The sequence below is a fragment of the Actinomadura sp. NPDC048955 genome, from assembly GCF_040649435.1.
Lineage (GTDB): Bacteria > Actinomycetota > Actinomycetes > Streptosporangiales > Streptosporangiaceae > Spirillospora > Spirillospora luteofluorescens.
The window spans coordinates 1-17,110 of sequence record NZ_JBEZJI010000080.1; the positions used below are offsets into that span (position 1 = coordinate 1).

13 protein-coding genes are annotated in these 17,110 nt (G+C 73.8%); 7 read left to right on the forward strand and 6 right to left on the reverse strand.

Going from position 1 to position 17,110, the window contains the following annotated elements:
* Positions 1-129 precede the first annotated feature (129 nt).
* Together AB0C84_RS41225 and AB0C84_RS41230 are read right to left on the reverse strand one after the other, a co-directional pair.
* Entirely contained in the window at positions 130-1,959 is a 1,830-nt protein-coding gene (locus tag AB0C84_RS41225; protein WP_361077064.1) for a hypothetical protein, read from the reverse strand.
* Positions 1,960-2,062: 103 nt separating this feature from the next.
* The gene (locus AB0C84_RS41230; RefSeq protein ID WP_361077067.1) at positions 2,063-3,451 is read right to left on the reverse strand and encodes a glycosyltransferase family 2 protein; all 1,389 of its coding nucleotides are present in this window, start codon (positions 3,449-3,451) and stop codon (positions 2,063-2,065) included.
* A 699-nt stretch (positions 3,452-4,150) separates the two neighbouring features.
* Between AB0C84_RS41230 and AB0C84_RS41235 the strand changes: the two genes are divergently transcribed.
* Positions 4,151-5,680: a hypothetical protein gene (locus AB0C84_RS41235; RefSeq protein WP_361077070.1), complete on the forward strand. Its 1,530-nt coding sequence runs from the start codon at positions 4,151-4,153 to the stop codon at positions 5,678-5,680.
* 12 nt (positions 5,681-5,692) lie between these two features.
* Here the strand turns inward: AB0C84_RS41235 and AB0C84_RS41240 are convergent, their stop codons facing one another.
* Together AB0C84_RS41240 and rsmI are read right to left on the reverse strand one after the other, a co-directional pair.
* Positions 5,693-6,004: a hypothetical protein gene (locus AB0C84_RS41240; RefSeq protein WP_361077072.1), complete on the reverse strand. Its 312-nt coding sequence runs from the start codon at positions 6,002-6,004 to the stop codon at positions 5,693-5,695.
* Between the two features lie 127 nt (positions 6,005-6,131).
* Positions 6,132-6,989 carry a 16S rRNA (cytidine(1402)-2'-O)-methyltransferase gene (gene rsmI / locus AB0C84_RS41245; protein WP_361077075.1) on the reverse strand — a complete coding sequence of 286 codons (858 nt, stop codon included), beginning with the start codon at positions 6,987-6,989 and terminating at the stop codon, positions 6,132-6,134.
* An 85-nt stretch (positions 6,990-7,074) separates the two neighbouring features.
* Between rsmI and AB0C84_RS41250 the strand changes: the two genes are divergently transcribed.
* A complete protein-coding gene (locus tag AB0C84_RS41250; protein WP_361077078.1) occupies positions 7,075-8,784 on the forward strand; it encodes a phospholipid carrier-dependent glycosyltransferase in 1,710 nt (569 codons plus the stop codon).
* Between the two features lie 15 nt (positions 8,785-8,799).
* Here the strand turns inward: AB0C84_RS41250 and AB0C84_RS41255 are convergent, their stop codons facing one another.
* On the reverse strand, positions 8,800-10,008 hold the full coding sequence (locus tag AB0C84_RS41255; protein WP_179844035.1) for an MFS transporter: 1,209 nt from the start codon (positions 10,006-10,008) through the stop codon (positions 8,800-8,802).
* Between the two features lie 122 nt (positions 10,009-10,130).
* On the opposite strand from AB0C84_RS41255, the gene AB0C84_RS41260 reads away from it, so the two are divergent.
* From AB0C84_RS41260 to bla, 3 genes are all read left to right on the forward strand, one after another.
* Complete coding sequence (locus tag AB0C84_RS41260; RefSeq protein ID WP_361077081.1) at positions 10,131-11,144, forward strand: LacI family DNA-binding transcriptional regulator; 1,014 nt, start codon at positions 10,131-10,133, stop codon at positions 11,142-11,144.
* A 66-nt stretch (positions 11,145-11,210) separates the two neighbouring features.
* Positions 11,211-12,245 (forward strand): magnesium transporter CorA family protein, encoded by a 1,035-nt coding sequence (locus AB0C84_RS41265; protein ID WP_361077084.1) that lies wholly within the window; start codon positions 11,211-11,213, stop codon positions 12,243-12,245.
* A gap of 108 nt (positions 12,246-12,353) precedes the next feature.
* Positions 12,354-13,307, forward strand: coding sequence for a class A beta-lactamase (gene bla, locus AB0C84_RS41270; protein ID WP_361077087.1), 954 nt, complete (start codon positions 12,354-12,356; stop codon positions 13,305-13,307).
* 78 nt (positions 13,308-13,385) lie between these two features.
* Here the strand turns inward: bla and AB0C84_RS41275 are convergent, their stop codons facing one another.
* The gene (locus AB0C84_RS41275; protein ID WP_361077089.1) at positions 13,386-15,035 is read right to left on the reverse strand and encodes a penicillin-binding transpeptidase domain-containing protein; all 1,650 of its coding nucleotides are present in this window, start codon (positions 15,033-15,035) and stop codon (positions 13,386-13,388) included.
* 157 nt (positions 15,036-15,192) lie between these two features.
* On the opposite strand from AB0C84_RS41275, the gene AB0C84_RS41280 reads away from it, so the two are divergent.
* Complete coding sequence (locus AB0C84_RS41280) at positions 15,193-16,164, forward strand: LysR family transcriptional regulator (RefSeq protein ID WP_258941059.1); 972 nt, start codon at positions 15,193-15,195, stop codon at positions 16,162-16,164.
* Complete coding sequence (locus AB0C84_RS41285) at positions 16,161-17,066, forward strand: serine hydrolase (protein WP_179844041.1); 906 nt, start codon at positions 16,161-16,163, stop codon at positions 17,064-17,066. The genes AB0C84_RS41280 and AB0C84_RS41285 overlap by 4 nt, the downstream gene beginning before the upstream one ends.
* The last annotated feature ends 44 nt before the right edge of the window (positions 17,067-17,110 follow it).

Sequence of the window (17,110 nt, forward strand, 5' to 3'; positions counted from 1 at the left end):
TGGAGCGAAGCCGGAGGCGAGCGGAACCGGGCAGATCGCGAAGCGATGCCGCGTTCGCCCAGGCCAGGTCACGTAGCGAGCCGCTAGGCGAGCGAGTGGGCCGGGACTGTGAGAACACAGCTCTGTAATTCAGCCACGCAGCCAGGCGACCCAGTCGCCCTCGGCGGTGCGGCGGCTGGCGACGACGTGCCAGCCGGGCGGGGCGCCCTTCGGCCATGACGCGGTCGGTGGAGCGTTCTTCGGCCAGGCCAGGACGACCAGGTCGGCGTCCTGCGGCGGCGCGGTCCAGCGCGCGTCGAAGACGCTGCCGTCGCTCCACCAGGCCCAGTAGTACTGGGAGAGCCGGATCGTCCACCAGATGTTCCAGTCGACGGCGATGGACCGCTGCTTCTCCAGGTCCACGGTGCCCCGCAGGTCGGTGTAGGCCGTCTCGGCGCGCACCAGCGGCTGCGCGATGCGTTCGGTCGCGGTGACGCACATGGCGAGCGCGACGGCGGCCAGCAGGCCCGCCAGCAGCAGCGGGCCCTTCGAGCGGCGCGGCCGCAGCAGGACGGCCGCCGCCGACAGCGCGAGCAGAAGCAACCCGGCGGACGTGGCGCGCCAGAGGTGGAACGCCGTCCAGTCCCAGGTCAGGAACGACGTCTCCGGGAAGTCGTAGGCCGTGTAGGTGTACCGGCTGAGCAGGCCGCCCGCGTACCACTGGACGACGCTCGCGGCGCCGACCGTCAGCACGGCCGCCGCGCCTGCCGCCCAGAGCAGCGTCCGCCGCGAGGCGCGCATCAGTACGGTGACGCCCACCGCGAACAGCGCCGGCGTGACGCTGGCCAGGTAGCGGCCGTACACGTAGTTGCCGATGCGGTACTCGACGGGCAGGGCCGCCGACGTCGCGAACGCGATGCCCGCCACGAGCCCGACGACAGCGAGCGCCAGCGCCCGCACCGGCCCCGGGGTGGCGCGGCGGACCGCGAGGAACACGGTCGCGACGAGGCCGAGCGCCGCCACACCGCCGGTCGCGACGGACTGGTACCAGACCTGGCCGGTGCCGAGCGAGAGCATCCAGCCCCACCCGTCGAGGGTGGTGAGGCGCTTCACGACGTTGCCGCCGAGGTCGTTGTCGCCCTGCGGGTACATGTGCGGCAGCAGCGACCGGTTCAGCAGCATCCCCGCGGCCGTCGCGGCGGCGAGGGCGAGCACGGCGGCGGCCACGGCGCGCCAGGACCGCCACCGGAACACCAGGGCGGCGCCGAGCAGCGCGGCGTGCACGAGCAGCAGGATCGCGCCGCGGGTGTGGCAGGCGTAGGCGTAGGCGACCAGCAGGGACGCGCCCGCACCGGCCAGCGTCAGCCGGACGGACGAGCGGCGCCCCGCCGGGGGCGGGGCGGTCAGCCAGGTGTGCGCCAGGAGCAGCCAGCCGACCACGAGCACCGGCAGGATCGCGTCGGTCAGCACGAACCCGGAGTAGAACAGCACGCACGGCAGCAGCGCCGTGACGTGCGCGAAGACGTACGACCAGCGCCGCCGCACCGCCAGCCGGCGCAGCAGCAGGTAGGCCAGCGGCAGCATCGCCGCGCTGACCAGCGCGTTGATCGCCAGGGCGGCGCGGTACACCCCGACGGGGCCCTCGCCGACCCAGAAGGCGGGCGTCAGCAGCAGCGGGTAGCCGCCGCGGTACACCGTCCCGAACGACATGTCGGCGTCGGGCCCGCCGGTCAGGACGCGGGCGGCGAACAGGTAGCCCGACTCGTCCGGCGTCGCCACCGGCACCGTCTGCCCCGAGCCGAGCCAGAGGCGCACCGCGACCTGCGCGACCCAGCCGAGCGCGAAGAGCCAGGCCCAGCGGCGGCGGTCCACGCGCGGCGGCGCGGCGGCCGGATCAGCCGGGGAGGCGGGCGGGCGGGCGGCGGCGCGTCCGGGCGGCGCGTCCGGGCGCGCGGAGCCCTGCGGGATGCGGGTGCTCACCGGCGCGCGGCGCGCCGGGCGCGGACGACCGGGGTGAGAAGATCCATCGACGGACAAGCCTGTCACAGTGCGGGCGGGGCGTCCGAGCCCGGCCCGGAGACGCTCAGCGACCGTCCTCGTCGCCGTCCTCGGACGCGGTCGCGCCCGCCTTGGCGGCGGTGACCTTCGCGTCGGCCTTCACGCCGGTCTTCGCGTCGGTCTTCACTTCGGTCTTCGCATCCGTCTTCACGTCGGTCTCGGCCGCCTTCTCGGCGCGCTCGGCCTTCGCGGCCTCGTCCCTGGCGACCTTCCGCGCGGCGGCGTCGACGACGCCCGCGGCCTCCTCGGCCGGGTCCGTGAGCGGCGGGTGCTGGCGGCGGCGGATGCCGAGGATGCTGACGAACAGCGAGGCGAAGATGGCCTGGAAGCTCATCACCAGCGCGGTCGCGGCGGGGACGACGATGCGCAGCGAGTGCCGCGGGTCCAGCTCACCGAAGCTGTTCACCCGCCAGTGCAGCAGGGACGCGACGAGGCCGGCGAGGCCCGCGGCCGCGAGCAGCCCGCCGAGCAGCAGGCCGCGCTCCAGGCTCCACCAGTCGATGACCTTCTGCACCCGGCGGTCGTGCGGGAGGAAGCCCTCCTGCATCGCGTAGACCTTCGTCAGCAGCGCGAACAGCACCGCCTGGAAGCCGATCACCAGCGCGGCGGAGGCGCCGACCAGCGTGTCGACGTCGAAGGCGATGTCCCCGACGGTCACCGGGCCGGTCGACAGCGCGACCCCGGCGACCAGGCCGAGCATCATGAAGACCAGGCCGGGGATGAGGAAGAGCCAGCGCGGGCTGTAGAGCATGAGGAAGCGCAGGTGGCGCCACCCGTCGCGCCAGGTGTTGAGGTGCGGGGCGCGGGTCCGGCCGTCCGGCGACAGCGTGGTCGGCACCTCGCGGATGTCGTAGCCCTGCAGGGTCGCCTTGACGACCATCTCGCTGGCGAACTCCATGCCGCCGGTCTGCAGACCGAGCCGCATGATCGCTTCCTTGTCGAAGGCGCGCAGCCCGCAGTGGAAGTCGCCGATCTTGCTGCCGAAGAACAGCCGGCCGACGAAGCTGAGCACCGGGTTGCCGAGGTAGCGGTGCAGCGGCGGCATGGCGCCGTCGGCGATGCCGCCCTTGAACCGGTTGCCCATGACCAGGTCGGCGCCGTCGCGCAGCTCGTCCAGGAACGGGCCGAGGGTGGTGAAGTCGTAGGAGTCGTCGGCGTCGCCCATCGCGACGTACCGGCCGCGCGCGGACCGGATCCCGCCCATCAGGGCGTTGCCGTAGCCCTTGTCGACCACCGGCACGACGCGGGCGCCCGCGTCACGGGCCAGCTGCTGGCTGCCGTCGGTGCTGCCGTTGTCGGCGATGACCACCTCGCCGTCGATGCCGCTGTCCTCGAAGAAGCCGATGGTCTTGCGGACGCAGGTCTCGACCGTTTCGGCCTCGTTCAGACATGGCATCACTACGGAGAGTTCCACGCGATCTCCTTCATTACCCCTGGTGGCGTCGTTACCCTTGGTGACCCTGTTACACCTGCTGACCGTCTGCGGCGTTTTCCACTAATCTCTGTTGTTCCGCGTGTTGTTCATCGGGACGGCCCGTCGGCGTTCATGATGCCCGCCGAGGGCGGGGCATGATGGCCGCTCTCGTCAAGAGCACCCGTATCGTGTTGCCCACTTGCAACCGGAAAACCCTATCCGGCACCGTCGCGGGCGGCATGTTAGGACGTCAAGCATACGGGCACGGCGGCCCGGAAAGGGTGGGCGGCTGTGACGCGCGCCGCAGGACGCAGTGCCGTGGACGAAGGTAGTGCCCTGGACCAACGCAATGCCACCGGACCGGGGGCCGGACATCGAAGGGAAGGTGCGGCAGTGGCGGGGGAAACGCCGCGGGGCACCGCGCTCGACGGGTCGGTGCAGGGCGGGACGGCCCTGGCGACGGCGGCCGCGTCCGCCTCGGCGACGGCCGCACCGGACGCTCCGGGCGACACGCCCGGGGACGCGAAGACCGTCCCGGAGTCGGGCAAGACTCCGTCAGGATCCGGCAACGTCGCATCCGATTCCGCTCCGGGGCCCCTGGAATCCGGCATAACGGTCGCCGATTGCGGCGAGTCCATTAAGGACAGCCCGGAAACGGACACAAAGGCACGTCCGGAATCGGCGGACCTGGGTGACGACGTGCCCGGGGACAGTGCGGAGGCGGGCCGCGGGCGCGGGCGCGGGCTGTGGACGCTGGCGCGCCGCAACCCGGTCTTCAGTGTGATCATTGCCATAGCGGCACTGCTCCGCCTGGTGGCGATGCTCGGCTACCAGCCGGTGATGTTCTTCAACGACAGCTTCGACTACCTCAACGTCGCGATGGACCCGTATCCGCACCCGCTGCGGCCCGACGGGTACTCGTTCCTGCTGCTCGTTCTCAAGCCTTTCCACAGCTTCGCGCTGGTCGCCGGGCTCCAGCACCTCATGGGCCTGGCCATGGGCGTGATGATCTACGCGCTGCTGCGGCGCCGGTTCGGGCTGCCCGGCTGGGGCGCCGCGCTCGCGGCCGCGCCGGTCCTGCTGGACGCCTACCAGCTGCAGCTCGAACACCTGGTGCTGTCGGACACGACGTTCACCTTCCTGGTGATGTGCGCGGTCACGCTGCTGCTGTGGCGCGACCGCCCGTCCTGGAAGATCGCCGCGGCGGTCGGGCTCATCATCGGGATGGCGTGGCTGACCCGCTCGGTGGGGATGCCGGTGCTCCTCGGCGTGCTGGTGTACATGCTCATCCGCCGCAGCGGCTGGCGGCTCATGGCCGTCACGCTGGTCGCCTGCCTGCTGCCGGTGCTGGGCTACATGGGCTGGTACAAGGCCGAGAGCGACAAGTTCGCGATCACCGAGAGCAACGGGATCTTCCTGTACGCCCGGGTCTACAAGTTCGCCGACTGCCACAAGATGGACGACCTGCCGGTCAGCGAGTACCCGCTGTGCACCGAGCCCGCGAACCGGCTGCCGAACTCGCAGGACGGCATCTGGAACGCCCGCTCCCCGCTGAACCGCTACACCGGCACGCGGTTCAGCCCCGAGAACAACAAGCTCGGCAACGACTTCGCCAAGCGGGCCATCGCCGCCCAGCCGCTCGACTACGCGCAGGTCGTCGCGCACGACTTCCTCCGCGTCTTCCAGTGGAAGCGCACGGTGTTCCCCGATCCGGCGACGTACTCGCAGTACGAGTTCGAGAAGAAGAGCAGGCCGCTGCCCGACTGGCACATGCCCGGCGGCGGTACCGCCGCCCAGGACGCGCGCGGCTACGAGCACGGCAACGCCCGCACGCAGGTCGTCGAGCCGTTCGCCGGGGCCGCCCGCGGCTACCAGGACGTCTTCTACCTGCGCGGCACCATGGTCGGCGGCATCCTGCTCATCGGCCTGGCCGGGCTGGTCCCCCTGTGGCGCCGCTTCGGCGGCGAGTCGCTGCTGCCGTGGACGCTCGCCACCGGGCTGCTGCTCGCGCCCGCGGCCACCGCCGAGTTCGACTACCGGTACGTGCTGCCGGCCGTCCCGCTGGCGGCGCTCGCCGCCGGGCTGGCGTTCAGGCCCGAGGCCCGCGCGACGGCGGCCGGCTGGACGCGCCGCCTCATCGGCCGCGGCAAGGGCGAGGCGACGCCGCCGGTCGAGCCGACGCCCCAGGAGTCGCAGGAGTCGCAGGAGGCCGCCCGCGTCACGGCCTGACCGGCCTGACCGCTACCAGGCGTGCAAGTGACGCAGGTGGAAGACCATCGCCACGTCGCTGCCGCTGCGGGCGATCGGCGCCTCGTCGTGCATGCCGTCCCTCGCCGAGAGCGCTTTGACGTTCTGGCTGCCGCAGCCCGGGCAGGAGCGGTCCATCCAGGGCGTCGTGCAGGGCTGGCCCTGGCGCCAGTAGACGACGGCCGCGTTGCCGTGCCCGTCACCGGAATGCCGGACCTGGAACTCCTCGTCCCAGGCGCCCTCGCAGTGCAGACACTCGAAGCCCCACACCTCGTGGTTCGTCCACGCCTCGTGCACGGCACTCACCCCTCACAGACCATCTTCCGCGCGTCTCTTCGGCGCCCCTGGTCTGCTCCCTCGGATGCCGCGGCCGGAGGCCACCGGATCGGTTATGCCCGGGAGAAACCCGTTTGGATCGCTCTGTGGGGGGTGACTATTTCCTGGCCTTGACAACGGCGTCGTAAACGAGGCGCTTCTGGGCGCCGTTCTCCCTGGCGACCTCGGCGATGGCCTGCTTGCGCGGCGTCCCGGCCGCCTCCCGCGCGGCGACGGCCGCCGCCAGATCCGCCGGGTCCGTCAGCCCCCGCGGCTCGGGCGCGCCCCCGACCACCACCGTGATCTCGCCGAGGACGCCGTCACCCGCCCACGCGGCGAGTTCGCCGAGCGTCCCGCGGCGGACCTCCTCGTAGGTCTTGGTCAGCTCGCGGCACACCGCGGCGGGACGGTCCGCGCCGAACGCCTCCGCCATCGCCGCGAGGCTGACGGGCAGCCGGCGCGGCGACTCGAAGAACACCATCGTGCGGGGCTCTCCCGCGAGCGACTCCAGGCGGCGGGCCCGCTCCCCCGGCTTGCGCGGCGGGAACCCCTCGAAGCAGAACCGGTCGGTCGGCAGCCCCGACACGGCCAGCGCGGTCGTGACCGCGGACGGGCCGGGCAGCACCGTCACCGGGACGCCCTCGGCGACGGCGGCGCGCACCAGCCGGTACCCGGGGTCCGACACGCCCGGCATCCCGGCGTCCGTGACGACCAGCACGTCCCGTCCGGCGAGCAGGTCCTCCACCAGGCCCGCGGCCCGCTCCCGCTCGTTCACGTCGTTGTAGGACACGACGCGCGCGGCCAGTTCGACGCCGAGATCGCCCGCCAGCCGCCGCAGCCGCCGCGTGTCCTCGGCCGCGATGACCGGCGCCTCCGCGAGCGCGGCCCGCAACCGGGCCGAGGCGTCCTCGGGCCTCCCGATCGGCGCCGCCGCGAGCCGCAGCGTTCCCGTCCCCGCCTCCATCACGGCCCCCATCCAGCTCGTCCCGTCACGCGGCTCATTGTCCCAGGGAAGGCCCCGAGGTCCTGAAGGAGGCGGCAAGTGCAAATAAACTCGCAGGATGTCGACGACGGATCTGGCTCCGGTCCCGGCCACGGCGTCCCGGCGCAGGCCCCCTCCGCTGCGGGAATGGCTCGCGCCCGCGATCCCCGGCAGCGCGCTGCTGTCCTGGCTGGGCCCGCTGCTGGTCACCGCGCTCGCCGCGTACCTGCGGTTCGACCGGCTCGGGACGCCGAAGGCCGTGGTGTTCGACGAGACCTACTACGCCAAGGACGCGCTCGCCCTCCTGAGGTTCGGCTGGGAGCACAACACCGTCGAGAACGCCGACAAGATGCTCATCGCCGATCCGGACGCCCATATCTGGGGCAGCGGGCCCGCGTTCGTCGCCCACCCGCCCTTCGGCAAGTGGATGATCGCGATCGGCGAGTGGATGTTCGGCGCGACGCCGTTCGGATGGCGGTTCGTGCCCGCCCTGGTCGGGACGCTGTCGGTGCTGATCCTGTGCCGCCTCGCCCGCCGGATGACCGGCTCGACGCTGCTCGGCTGCGCCGCCGGGCTGCTGCTGGCGCTGGACGGCCTGGCGTTCGTGACCAGCCGGGCCGCGCTGCTGGACGTCTTCGTCATGTTCTGGGTCCTCGCGGGCTTCGCCTGCCTGGTGAACGACCGGGACCGGTCCCGCCGCGTGCTCGCCGAGCGGATCGAGCAGGGCCGGACCTCGGTGTACGGGCCGTTCCTCGCGCACGGCTGGCGGTGGGGGGCGGGCGTCTGCCTCGGCCTCGCCTGCGCCACCAAGTGGACGGGGGTCTTCTACGTCGCCGCGTTCGGGGTCATGACCGTCCTGTGGGACTACGGCGCCCGCCGCGCCGCCGGGGTGCGGGCCCCGTTGCAGGGGACGATGCTGCTGGAGGCCGTCCCGGCGTTCGTGCAGATCGTCGTCGCGGGTCTGCTCGCGTACCTGGCGACCTGGTGGGGCTGGATCTTCAGGCCGGGCGGCTGGGGGCGCGGCGAGGTCTCCGGCAACCCGCTGTGGCGGCCGTTCGAGGCGATGCCGAAGCTGTGGCACTACCACTCGGAGATGCTCGGCTTCCACACCGGTCTGGACGCCAAGCACCCCTATCAGTCGTGGCCGTGGGACTGGCCGATCCTGCGCCGTCCGGTCGCGTTCTTCTACACCGAGCCGAAGGGCGCGTGCGGCGGCGCGACCCGCTGCTCGCGCGAGATCCTCGGGATCGGCACGCCCGCGCTGTGGTGGGGGGCGCTGGTCGCGCTGGCCGTGGTCGTGTTCCTCTGGCTGATCCTGCGGGACTGGCGGGCGGGGGCGATCCTGCTCGGCTTCCTCGCGGGCTGGCTGACCTGGTTCCCGTCGGCGTTCGCCGACCGCACGATGTTCCTGTTCTACGCGACGCCGCTGATCCCGTTCATGGTGCTGGCGGTCGTCCTGGTACTGGGCTACCTGATAGGTCCCGCGCCCGCCTCGGTGGCGGGCGCGCATGCGGCGCGTCCCGGCGAGAGCGGCTACGACGGGGAGCTCACCGCTCCGCAGCGGGCCTCCGACGCGTCGCCTCCCGGCCTGCCCTGGGAGACGCCCGCCGCCCCGGAACCGGCGCCCGGCCAGGTCGCCGGGGTCCGGCGGCTGATCGGCGCCGCCGCGGCGGGGGCGTTCCTGCTGGTGGTGCTGGCCAACTTCGCGTACTTCCATCCGATCCTGTCCGCGCAGACGATCCCCTACGACGACTGGCAGTCGCGGATGTGGTTCGACCGCTGGGTCTGACCCCCGGCCGGGCCGTCACAGCCGGGCGGCGGCGTCCGCGGTGACGGCCGGGGCCGCGGCGGGACGCAGCGTCCGCGCGCCGAGCAGGCACAGGGCCAGGGCCAGGACGCCCCCGACCCCGGCACCGGCGAACGCGCCGGGCACGCCCGCGGCGTCCTGCCCGACGCCCGAGACGAAGGAGCCGACGGAGCCGCCCGCGCCGATCGCCGCGACGATCCACGCGAACGCCTCGGTGACGGTCCCGTCCGGGGCGAGCCGGTCGACGAGCGTGAAGCTGCACGCGAGCACGGGGGCGAGGAACACGCCGGAGACGAACGCGAGCACCGACATGACGGGCAGGCCCGGCGCGAGGACGAGCGGGAGGTACCCGGCGGCGAGCGCGGCCAGCAGCCAGGGCAGCCGCCGGTGCGGCTCGCCCGCCCACCGCCGGGCGCCGTAGACGATCCCGCCGGTGAGGGCGCCGCCCGCCATGCACGCCAGCAGCAGTCCGGAGGCGAGGTCGCGGCCGAGGTCCTCGGCGTAGGCGACGACGGCGACGGAGTAGACGCCGAGCGCGATCCCGGCGCAGGCGAGCGACAGCAGCAGGACCCGCAGGCCGGGCGAGCGCAGCGGCCCGGCCCAGTCGGAGGCGCGCGGCCGTCCCCGCCACCGGCGGGACGGCCCGGACAGCGCGACCACGAGCGTCCCGGCGATGCCGAGGGCGCCGGTGATCAGCAGCGCGGTCTCGGTGTTCACGACGGCCGCGGCGACGACGAGCAGCGGCCCGAGGGTGAACAGCAGCTCCTGGGCGGCGGCGTCGAGCGCGTAGGCGGCGTCGACCTGCTCCGGGCCGTCCAGGACGTCGGGCCACAGGGCGCGCAGCCCCGCTTCGAGCGGCGGGGTGGCGAACCCGGCGGCGAAGACGGCGGCGACCGCCAGCGGGAGCGGGGCCGCGCCGACGGCGGCGAGCAGGGCGAACCCGGCCGCGGAGGCGCAGGCGGCGGGCAGCAGGACGCGCGGCTGGCCGTAGCGGTCCATGGCGCGGCCGAGGACGGGCTGCCCGGCGGCGGTCGACAGCCCGAGGACCGCGGCGAGGGTCCCGGCGAGGGGGTAGCCGCCGTCGTCGGCGCGGACGTGCAGGACGACGGCGAGCATGCCCATCCCGTTGGGCAGCCGGCCGAGGAGGGTGCCGCCGAGCAGCCGTCCCGCGTAGGGCCTTCGCAGGAAGACGACGTAGCCGCGCATTCGATGGCCCCCGGATCCCGTTCTAAATGTGAGTCATACGTATTACCTCCGTCATACGTACCACCTCCGGGTCCTCCCGTTCTAGTCTGATTTCGTTAGCCCGATCCGCCAGGGAGGCGCAGGTGCCGGCGATCAGCCGTCCCACCAGCAAGGACGTGGCTCAGGAGGCCGGGGTCTCGCAGTCCACGGTCTCGCTCGTGCTGGGCGGCAAGTGGAGCGGGCGCGTCTCCCCCGAGACCGCGCGCAGCGTGCGGAACGCCGCCGAGCGGCTCGGCTACCGGCCCAACCAGGCGGCCCGGAACCTGCGGCTCGGGACGACCCGGACCGTCCTGCTGATGGTGCCGACCCTGACCGCGCCGTTCTTCGGCCCCGTGTACACGGGCGCCGCGCGGGTCGCGGCCAACCACGGCTTCGGCGTCGTGGTCTCGACCTGGCCGGACGACGCGGCGGGCCGCGCCGACGGCCCGTTCGCGGCCCCGGACGAGGCGATCGACGGCGTCCTCGCGTCCTCGATGGCCGCGCGGACGCTCGGCGAGTTCCGCGAGACGCCCGTCGTGATGCTGGACAGCGGCCCGGACGGGCGGCCCGGCGCCCCCGCCCCCACGGTCGACTTCGGCGTGGCCGACGGGATGCGGGAGATCGCGGCGCACCTCGCGGACCTCGGCCACCGCCGGATCGGGCACGTGGCCGCCGCCCTGGACCAGTGGACGTTCCACGCCCGCGCGGACGCCCTCGCCGAGGTCGTCGCGCGCCTGCCCGACGGCGTCCTGACCCGGGCCGGCTGCGCGATCGACGTCGCCTCGGCCAAGGACGCCGCCACGCGGCTGCTCACCGGCCCCGAGCCGCCGACCGCCCTGGTCTGCGACGACGACCTGATCGCGGCGGGCGCGTACAAGGCGGCCCGCGCGCTGGGCCTGGACGTCCCGTCCGACGTGTCGGTCACCGGCTTCGACGACGTGCTGCTGGCGACGGCGCTGGAACCCGAGCTGACGACCGTCCGGCTGCCGGCCGAGGAACTGGGCGCGCAGGGCATGGCGGCGCTCCTCGACCTCCTCGGCGGCCGCCGCCCGGCCCCTCGCGTCCTGCCGGGCGAGCTCGTCGTCCGCGGCTCCACGGCACCGCCGCGCGCCCGCTGAACGGCCCGGGCGGTCCGGCTCGCCCCGGCTTCTCTTCTTCTGGGAAAGCAGGGGTATAAGGCGCGCATGGGATCCCATCCATCCGAGACCGACTTCGACGAGGATCCGGCCAACCGGATCGGCTCCGCGCCGCCGCGGACGCGAGCCTGGCGCGGCGGCGCGATCGAGGCGGAGGGCTTCCCCGTCGCGCGGCTGAGCGACTACCTGGAGCGCCCGGACATGGTCGTGTGGCTCGACCTGTGCGCGCCGCGGCGCGAGGACCTCCACGTGGTCAGCGACGAGCTCGGCCTCGACCCCGTCGCCGTCGAGGACGCGGTGTCCCGGCACGAGCGGGCGAAGCTCGACCGCTACGAGGGGTACGCGTTCCTCAACGTCTACGTCCCGGTGGTGACCGACGGCGAGCTGGCGATGCACGAGGTGTCGGCGTTCCTCAGCGAGCGCGCCCTCGTCACGGTCCGGCAGGACCGCGGGTTCGACGTCGACGCGCTCGTCCGCCGCTGGGACCAGACCCCGCACGCCGGGTTCGACGAGCCGACCGCGGCGTTCCTGCTCTACGGTCTGCTCGACCTGGTCATCGACCTGCAGCTGACGGCCGTCCAGGCGCTCGACGACGAGGCCGACGCGGTCGAGGACCTCGTCTTCGACGACGCGTTCCCGGTCAAGGAGATCCAGCGGCGCAGCTATCGGCTGCGCAAGAACCTCACCGCGCTGCGGCGGATCGCGCTGCCGATGCGGGAGGTGCTCAACACGCTGCTGCGCCGCGACCTGAAGATCGTCCCGCCGCCGCTGGTCCCCTACTTCCAGGACGTCTACGACCACACGCTGCGCGTCGGGGAGTCGACCGACGGCCTGCGCGACCTCGTCGCCGACCTGCTGGAGACGCGGCTGGCGCTGCAGGGCAACCGGATGAACGAGGTGATGAAGAAGGTCACCAGCTGGGCGGCGATCATCGCGGTGCCGACCGCCGTCACCGGGTTCTACGGGCAGAACGTCCCCTACCCGGGGTTCTCCCAGCACTCCGGCTTCATCGCCAGCACGGTCATCGTCGTCGTCTGCAGCCTCTCCCTCTACGTGATCTTCAAGGTGCGCGACTGGCTCTGACCCGCCGCGTCCGGCGAGGTCAGCGCAGCGGTATATGCGTTCGCATATCGAGACGCACGCCATATCAATATTGGACATGCCGTTCGCGGCTCTGGTCTGCTCTCCGGCATGACGACCCACAGCATCCGCGACCGGCGGCTCGGCGCCGCCGCTCTCGCCCTGACGACCATCGCCGGCCTCGCCGGCTGCGGTTCCGGCGCGGACCCGGACGTGCGGAGCGCGGCGCCGCGCAGCGCCGCGTCCGCGATCGCCGTCGACCCCGTGCAGGCGAAGGTCACCAAGCAGATCGGCCGCCTCGAAGCGACCCACCACGTGCGCATCGGCGCCTTCGCGATCGACACCGGCAACGGGCGCAAGGTCTCCCACCGGCCGGACGAGCGCTTCGCGTTCGCCTCCACGTTCAAGGCGATGGCGTGCGGCGCGGTGCTGCGCAAGGCCCGGCAGACCGACCCCGGCCTGCTCGACAAGGTGATCCACTACACCAGGGACGATCTGGTCGCCGGCTCCCGCGAGACCGAGAAGCACGTGGACACCGGCATGACCGTCGCCGCCCTGTGCCACGCGGCCATCACCCAGAGCGACAACACCGCCGGGAACCTGGTGCTGAAGGAGATCGGCGGGCCCGCCGGGCTCACCGCCTTCTTCCGCTCGCTCGGCGACACGGTGAGCCGCAGCGACCGCTGGGAGACCGACCTCAACATCTGGAAGCCGGGCGAACTGCGCGACACCACCGCGCCCCGCCCGTGGGCGGGCGACCTGCGGGCCCTCACCGTCGGCGACGCGCTCGTCCCGGCCGACCGCAAGCAGCTCATCGACTGGATGAAGGCGACCGTCACCGGGGACAAGCGCATCCGAGCCGGGCTCCCCAAGAACTGGACGGTCGGCGACAAGACCGGCACCGGCGGGGTCTACGGCACCGCGAACGACATCGCGATCGCATGGCCGCCGTCCGGCGCCCCGCTGGTCATCGTGATCACCACGAACGGGCTCACCGCCGACGCGGAGACGGACGACAGGGCCGTCGCCCAGACCGCCCGCGTCCTCGCCGGCGCGCTCCGCTAGAAGCCCGTGGCACGACGATCGCCCCTGGTGCCGGACGTCCGGCACCAGGGGCGGCGCGCGGCAGAGGCCGCCCGCGGCTCAGAGCGCCCTGAGGAACTTCGCGGCGATGGGCGCGGCGGCCTCGGCTCCGGTGCCGCCGCCCTCGACGATCACGGCGAAGGCGACGTCCTTGCGGTACCCGATGAACCAGGCGTGGGTCGGCGGGTCGTCGCCCTCGCCGAACTCCGCGGTGCCGGTCTTGCCCGCCGTGCCGGACGGGAAGTCGACGCCGGACGCGGTGCCCTCGCTGACGACGGCCGGCATGAGGGCGTGCAGGGCCTTCTCGACGGCGGGCTCCAGCCGCTTCGGCGGCTCGGGCTTGCGGCCTCCGGCGTCGGCGGCCCGCGCGGCGAGGGACGCCTCGACCAGGCGGGGCGAGCGCCAGGTCCCGTCGGCCGCGGCCGCGGCGACGCTCGCCATGTTCAGCGGGCTGGTCAGCACCTGGCCCTGCCCGAAGGACGCGGCGGCGAAGGCGGTGTCGTCCTTGTTGTCGGGGAACGCGGCGCGGACCGCGGGGAGCCCCGCGATGATCGGGGCGTTGAACCCGAACTGGGCGGCGACCTGGGCGAGCCGCTTCTCGCCGAGCTTGTCCACGGCGAGGCGCGCGAACGTGGTGTTGCAGGAGTGCGCGAACGCCTCGCGGAGCGGGACCGTCCCGAAGTCCTCGTGCTTGTAGTTGTGGAACGACCGGCCGCCGACCGCGGTGGTCGCCGGGCAGGCGACGTTCGACCCCGGGGACAGGCCGCCCGCGACGAGCGCGGCGGCCGTGACGACCTTGAACGTCGAGCCCGGCGGGTACCGGCCCATCAGCGCCCGGTTGTAGCCGCCGGGCTGGTTCGCCACGGCGAGGATCTCGCCCGTGGACGGGCGCAGCGCCACCATGGACGCCGGCTTGGCCGCCCCGGCGACCGCCTGCCCGGCGGCGGCCTGCGCCTTCGGGTCGATGGTCGTCTTCACGGGCTCGCCCTGGGCGCCGCCGAACCGCTGCAGCGTCTTCACCGGGACGCCTTCGGCGTCCACGATCTGCACGGCGAGCGCGGGCTTGCCGGAGAGGCGGCGCTCGTACTGCTGCTGGAGGCCGTCCACGCCGGCCGGGTCGCCCTTGCGGTACGGGGCGCCGAGCTTGCCCGCCGCCTCGGCGGACACGGGGCCGACCTGCCCGGCGAGCTGCCGCGCGGACCCGGACGGCGAGGACCCGAGGTCGCTGCCGTCCGCCGCGAGCACGGGGGCGCGGTCGGGCCAGGCGCGCGACGCGCGCAGCCGCTGCCCCTCCTTGAGCTCCGGGTACATGACCTGCGGCGACCAGCGGACGCGCCAGTCGCCGTCCTTCTTGACCATCGGCAGCGACCCGTCGTACTTCCACGTCCGGTCGCCGGCCAGCGTCACCTCGGCGCTGTAGGCCCCGCCGACCGCGTCGCCCTTGGGACGTCCCACGGAGGCGACCGTGTAGCGCTGCCTGACGACGCCGAGGTCGTCCCGCATCCGGGTGATCCGCGTCTCGAAGTCGGCGGGCGGGCGGTCGGTCAGTGCCTTCATCGCCGCGGCGTCGCCGCCGCTCCAGGCCGCGAGGTAGCGCTCCGCGGCGTCCCTCGGATCGTCACCGTCGCGCAGGAACCACACCGCCCCCGCCCCCACGATCACGATCGCCGCCACGACCGCGGCGACGGCGAGCACACGGGATCGGCGCATCGTCGAACTCCTTCTCCCCCTGACAGACCCAACGGCCGGGCGATCCGCGCGAAGGCGCGGATGACCGCTGGGGGGCACCAGAACACCAGGCGTCGCCCAAAAAGTCCAAGATTGATATCGGTCCAGATGAATATCCGTTTTGGTATCATCACTGGTCGTGAACCTGGTCGGGCATCTGCGGTGCTTCGTCGTCGTGGCCGAAGAACTGCACTTCGGCCGCGCGGCCGAGCGTCTCGGCATGGCGCAGCCGCCGCTGAGCCAGCGTATCCAGCGGCTGGAGAAGGAGCTCGGCGTGCGGTTGTTCGACCGGTCCAGCCGGCGGGTGCGGCTCACCGCGCCCGGCGGCCTGCTGCTGGAGGAGGCGCGTGACATCCTCACCCGCGTGGACCGCGTCTACTCCGTCTCCGAGCGCGCCCGGCTGGGCGAGGTCGGGACGGTGCGCGCGGGCCTGCCGAGCGACCTCGGCGGCCGGGTCGTCGCCGCGCTGATCGCCGCGTTCCGGGAGCGCCGCCCGGACCTGCGGCTCGACCTGCGCGAGACGGGCACCGACCAGCAGATCCGCGCGCTCGCCGAGGGCGCGCTGGACGCCGGGGTGGTGCGGCACCCGTGCGACGCCCGCGGGCTGGAGCTCGGCCCGATGCTGGCGCAGCCGCTCGGCGTGCTGCTGCCCGCCGGGGACCGCGCCGCGCGGCCGGGCGCGCCCCCGGAGGTGCATCTGGCCGACCTCGGCACCCGCGACGTCGTCGTCCCGCCGCGCGAGGAGGCGCCCGGCGCGCACGACGAGGTGCTCGCGGGCTGCCGCCGGCACGGGTACGCGCCCGCGGCCGTCCACGAGGCGCGGCATCCGGGATTCGCGCTGGGACTCGTCCTCGCGGGGTCGGCCGTGGCGCTCGTCCCGCGCACCGACGACACCGCCGGGGTGGTGTGGCGGCCGCTGGCGGGCGAGCCGCTCGCCTGGCGGACGTCCTGCGCCTGGCGGCGGGCCCGCGACCCCGAGCACGCCCGCGCCATCGCCGACTTCACCGCCGTCGCGACCGCGGTGCTGCGCGGCGAGGCCGGCATGGCGCCGCTCGACCGGGCCCCCGCCCGCCGGGTCGTCCCGCGCCCGTCCTCCGGGTTCCTGGCATGAGCGAGGTGCCGCTCAGGAGGGCGAGCGCGGCCGAGCGGATCAATGCGGCGTTCCGGTCCGCGGGCGTGACCGGGTTCCTGCACGTCGTCGACATCGACACCGGGCGGGACGTCGCGGTCGGCGCCGACGAGCCGGTGGTGCTCGCGTCGGTGTTCAAGGTGCCGCTGCTCGTCGCGTTCCACCGGCAGGCCGCCGAGGGCGTGCTGGACCCGGCCGAGCAGGTCACGCTGCGCCCGGGCGACCGCACCGCCGGGCCGACCGGGGTGTCGGCGCTGCTGGACGAGGTCCGCATGTCGCTGCGCGACCTCACCTGCCTGATGATCACCGTCAGCGACAACGCCGCCGCCGACGTCGTGATGGACCGGGTCGGCCTGGACGCGGTCAACGCGGCGGCCGCCGACCTCGGGCTCCGCGACACCGTCATCGAGGGCAACGGCCGCGACCTGCACGAGTCGCTGCTCGCCGACGCCGGCGCGGACAGCGTCGCCGAGGTCTGGGCGCGGCTGGACGAGCCGGGCGTCCAGGGCCGGCTGCGCGCCCTCGACCCGCTGCGCACGAGCCGCAGCACCCCCCGCGACATGACCCGGCTGCTGTCGATGATCTGGCGGGACGAGGCCGCCCCGCCCGCCGAGTCGGCGGCGATGCGCCGCCTGTTCGGCCTCCAGGTGTGGCCGCACCGCCTGTCGTCCGGGTTCCCCTACGACGACGTCGTCGTCAGCGGCAAGACCGGCACCCTGCCGACCCTGCGCAACGAGGTGGGCGCGGTCGAGTACCCCGACGGGGCCCGCTACGCGGTGGCGGTCTTCACCAGGTCGATGGTGCCCGTCGCCGTCCTCCCGGAGGCCGACGCGGTCATCGGCGCCGCCGCCCGGATCGCCGTGGAGTCGCTCCGCCGCCCCTGAACGGGCGGTGCGGCCCGGGCGCCACAGCACCCGCTCTGAAAACA

Excerpts from the sequence above, each read along its gene's own strand:
- rsmI (WP_361077075.1), bottom strand. The coding sequence starts at position 6,989 with ATGGGGGCCGTGATGGAGGCGGGGACGGGAACGCTGCGGCTCGCGGCG.
- AB0C84_RS41250 (WP_361077078.1), top strand. The coding sequence starts at position 7,075 with ATGTCGACGACGGATCTGGCTCCGGTCCCGGCCACGGCGTCCCGGCGC.
- AB0C84_RS41255 (WP_179844035.1), bottom strand. The coding sequence starts at position 10,008 with ATGCGCGGCTACGTCGTCTTCCTGCGAAGGCCCTACGCGGGACGGCTG.
- AB0C84_RS41265 (WP_361077084.1), top strand. The coding sequence starts at position 11,211 with ATGGGATCCCATCCATCCGAGACCGACTTCGACGAGGATCCGGCCAAC.
- bla (WP_361077087.1), top strand. The coding sequence starts at position 12,354 with ATGACGACCCACAGCATCCGCGACCGGCGGCTCGGCGCCGCCGCTCTC.
- AB0C84_RS41275 (WP_361077089.1), bottom strand. The coding sequence starts at position 15,035 with ATGCGCCGATCCCGTGTGCTCGCCGTCGCCGCGGTCGTGGCGGCGATC.
- AB0C84_RS41285 (WP_179844041.1), top strand. The coding sequence starts at position 16,161 with ATGAGCGAGGTGCCGCTCAGGAGGGCGAGCGCGGCCGAGCGGATCAAT.